This window comes from Vibrio sp. S12_S33 (assembly GCF_963889785.1).
GTDB classification, from domain to species: domain Bacteria; phylum Pseudomonadota; class Gammaproteobacteria; order Enterobacterales; family Vibrionaceae; genus Vibrio; species Vibrio aestuarianus.
Genome location: NZ_CAWPQZ010000102.1, coordinates 1 through 2,940, shown reverse-complemented (window position 1 = coordinate 2,940; position 2,940 = coordinate 1). Strand labels below are relative to the sequence as shown.

Sequence of the window (2,940 nt, the reverse complement as noted above, 5' to 3'; positions counted from 1 at the left end):
TAAGAAGCATCATAGCAGTGGAACGCCACCGAGTGATAAACGGTAAAGGTACTGTAGATACGTCTTACTACATAAGCTCCATGTCGCCGAATCACAAATTGCTTGGCCATTATATTCGCCAACACTGCGAATTGAAAACAGTCAGCACTACGTGTTAGATGTTGTTTTTAAAGAGGATAACTCTCGGATTATTTTAGATGGTGCCGTCGAGAACATAGCGCTGTTCAGACGCTTTGTAATGAATATGCTCAAGCAATGTGATTGTGGTGCGCCAAGCCAAAAAGTGAAGTTGAAAAAAGCGATATGGAACGATGATTATCGGGCTAGAGTCTTCTTTGGGTTATAAATCCATCAAAGTATGCTCCCGCCCTAGGCTAATGTTAATGGTTCGTTGAAGGGGAAGAATACCCGTGAAATGTTTGGTTTGGATGAGGTGTTTCACATTGAAAATAGAAGGCAATACTTAATTTGCAAATCGTATGATGTTGATTCAATGTATGACCTGAACTTGGAAGATTTGCTACTACGTAATAGGACAATTTTTTAGATCTCTAATCGACTGATAATGTATTAACTTAATTTTTTGACATATATGAAGATTCTAATGTAAACCACATAGGAATCTTCATGTGACCAATCGAACTATTAATCTCACTCCGTCTGCTATCAAAGCGCTTCCAGTCCCTCCATCAACAAGTAAAGCAAATGATATTGAATGGTCTGATGAACAGACCATTGGTCTAAAGGTTCTCGTCGGTAGGACGGGAAACAAACGGTACCTTTTACGTTACATCAGTCCAGTAACTCGGAAGAAAACGAGTATAGCTTTAGGACGCTGGCCAGATTTGGATGTAAACGACGCTCGAATCAAAGCTCGTAAGCTTAAAGTACAAATCGCTGACGGTATTGATCCGAAGATAGAGCGTGATTCACGCTCTGCTGTTGTGATGCCAGATGTGTACACTTTCTTCCACGAAACCTATTTACCTTGGGCGAAAACCCGTAAGAAGTCATGGAGAGACGATGAAACACGGTTCTTGCGATGTAAGCCCATCTACAAAATCCCCATGGATAGACTTTCGGCTCATGCCATAATGAAGCTTCAATCCCACCTCGCCACTGAAACCTATAATGGTAAACCGTATTCTGTAGCCACGAATAACAGGGTTATTGCACTTGTTAAGGGATTTTGCTCACTATCATCTAAGGTTTTTGAACTACCTAATCATGCAACTAAGGTTAGCTTACTGCCGGAGAATGGTGCCCGTGAGTGATTCTTAAATATTGAGGAAACTGCTTTACTGATAAAGGTCGCTCGAACTTATTACTGTAAAGTGAAAGGGAACCTGATTGCGCTGTTGTGGTTAACAGGTTGTCGAATATCTGAGTTGATTGAGAGGAAGTGGGATGACGTTGATTTTGATAATCGTACACTTTTCATCAAAACGACCAAAAATAAGAAACCCCATTTAGTCTATTTATCGCCACTGATGTTGGAGTTACTTTCTGAGCTTCAGGACTTAAAGCAACCGGGGAATCCACATGTGTTTCCCGGTTGTCGAGAAGGGACGCATATATCACCGCCACGTAAAGCTTTGAGGTTGATACTGGATCGTGCTGGTATCGACCCTGAGGGGGTTGTTTTCCATACTGCGAGGCATTCAGTAGCGAGTAATCTACTGAACTCTGGGATGGATGTTACGTCGGTTCAGCGCGTCTTGAATCATGCTGATATGTCAAGCACGCTTTTTTACCGAAAATTTGATAGGACAGCACTAGAACGTGGAGCGAATGCTTTGTCTGATATGGTTGAAAGAGCTAGTGAAAATCTAGTGCTACCCGAACCTAAGCCATCTGAAAGTAGATATTAAGATTGAGTCAATAGCCCCTGAATAGTTAGCTCTATTCAGGGGCTTTTTTGTATCTGGAATTTAGATGGAGAGATCGAATGAAAATTGTGAAAAGTCTTATTGATGCTGAACAGTTGGAGTTGCCCTTACCGATTAAAGAGCAATTGATGTATCAGCTATTGCTTCCTTGGTCTGGCGATCGTGATGAGGCTGAGAAATTTTGGGAGGAAGTTTCCACCTGCCTGATCTTGATTGAGCGAGGTGATACCGATCAAGACTTAGCTGATGTAGATGAAGATACCGAGGTCATTCTGTCATATGCGATAGAAAACCCCGAGTTTGTCATTTTGCTACCTGATGAGACTGAACCCTATGTCTTTGCGTGCAGTGTCCAGTGTCCATGCTGACGATGGGAGTGGCAGTTTTATTATGGGTTCCACGAGTAACGCAACCCAAGCGATTAAAACGTTAATTGAACTGGCTGAATAAGGAGAAATTTGTATGAGCCAAAAAGTTGAAAAGGAGAACGAGGTCGATTCGTTCACCATTGTTAAAGAAGGTCAGAGTCCAAAGCTCAGTCCTAAGTCTGAGAGCTTTCTAGAGTATCAGATTGCCTACAAGGAAGATGATCAGGATTTCTATATACGTATTTCTAAAAACTCGTCGTCGGGGTTGTTCTCGAACAACTGGGTGCGTCTTGAAGCTATCTTTACGCTACTTGATGGTCAAGTTGGTAAAACCCTCAAGTCAGTAGCGTTGAAACCAGTAATAACAGGTGGAAGTAGTAATTCGTGTGGGTTCTTAGCGGCTATCCTGCGAACTATCTCTATCCTGTACCCGATAATGTGTTCTTACATCAGGTGTCTGAGCGCTATGAAGTGGTGAAGACTGAGCTTCGAGTACTAGCCTCTAACCCTGACTAATCTTTCATACCTAGCCTCGTTCTGAGGCGGTTTACTTAATTAACCTCAGATCGGTTTAAGCCATCGCCATCAGTCCTGTTTTTTCAGTGTTCGTAATATTAAGCGATGGCTTTTCTGGCTTCAGACAGTACGCGATTAACCCGCCAAGTAGGTTCAGCATGAATCCA

The 2,940-nt window shown here is 42.3% G+C and carries 4 protein-coding genes and 2 pseudogenes; 5 read left to right on the top strand and 1 reads right to left on the bottom strand.

Features of this window, described 5'->3' with window-relative positions; genetic code table 11:
- The 5 genes and pseudogenes from AACW06_RS19085 to AACW06_RS19065 form a co-directional block, all read left to right on the top strand.
- Positions 1-346: pseudogene (locus AACW06_RS19085) on the top strand (ISAs1 family transposase); the annotation flags it as partial.
- Positions 347-629: 283 nt separating this feature from the next.
- A complete protein-coding gene (locus AACW06_RS19080) occupies positions 630-1,274 on the top strand; it encodes an Arm DNA-binding domain-containing protein (RefSeq protein WP_337923501.1) in 645 nt (214 codons plus the stop codon).
- 60 nt (positions 1,275-1,334) lie between these two features.
- Positions 1,335-1,871, top strand: a complete 537-nt coding sequence (locus AACW06_RS19075; RefSeq protein ID WP_337923500.1) for a tyrosine-type recombinase/integrase — start codon at positions 1,335-1,337, stop codon at positions 1,869-1,871.
- 77 nt (positions 1,872-1,948) lie between these two features.
- Complete coding sequence (locus tag AACW06_RS19070) at positions 1,949-2,257, top strand: hypothetical protein (RefSeq protein ID WP_238336758.1); 309 nt, start codon at positions 1,949-1,951, stop codon at positions 2,255-2,257.
- Positions 2,258-2,351: 94 nt separating this feature from the next.
- Positions 2,352-2,735, top strand: a complete 384-nt coding sequence (locus tag AACW06_RS19065) for a hypothetical protein (RefSeq protein ID WP_238336757.1) — start codon at positions 2,352-2,354, stop codon at positions 2,733-2,735.
- A gap of 93 nt (positions 2,736-2,828) precedes the next feature.
- Here the strand turns inward: AACW06_RS19065 and AACW06_RS19060 are convergent.
- Positions 2,829-2,940: pseudogene (locus AACW06_RS19060) on the bottom strand (IS982 family transposase); the annotation flags it as partial.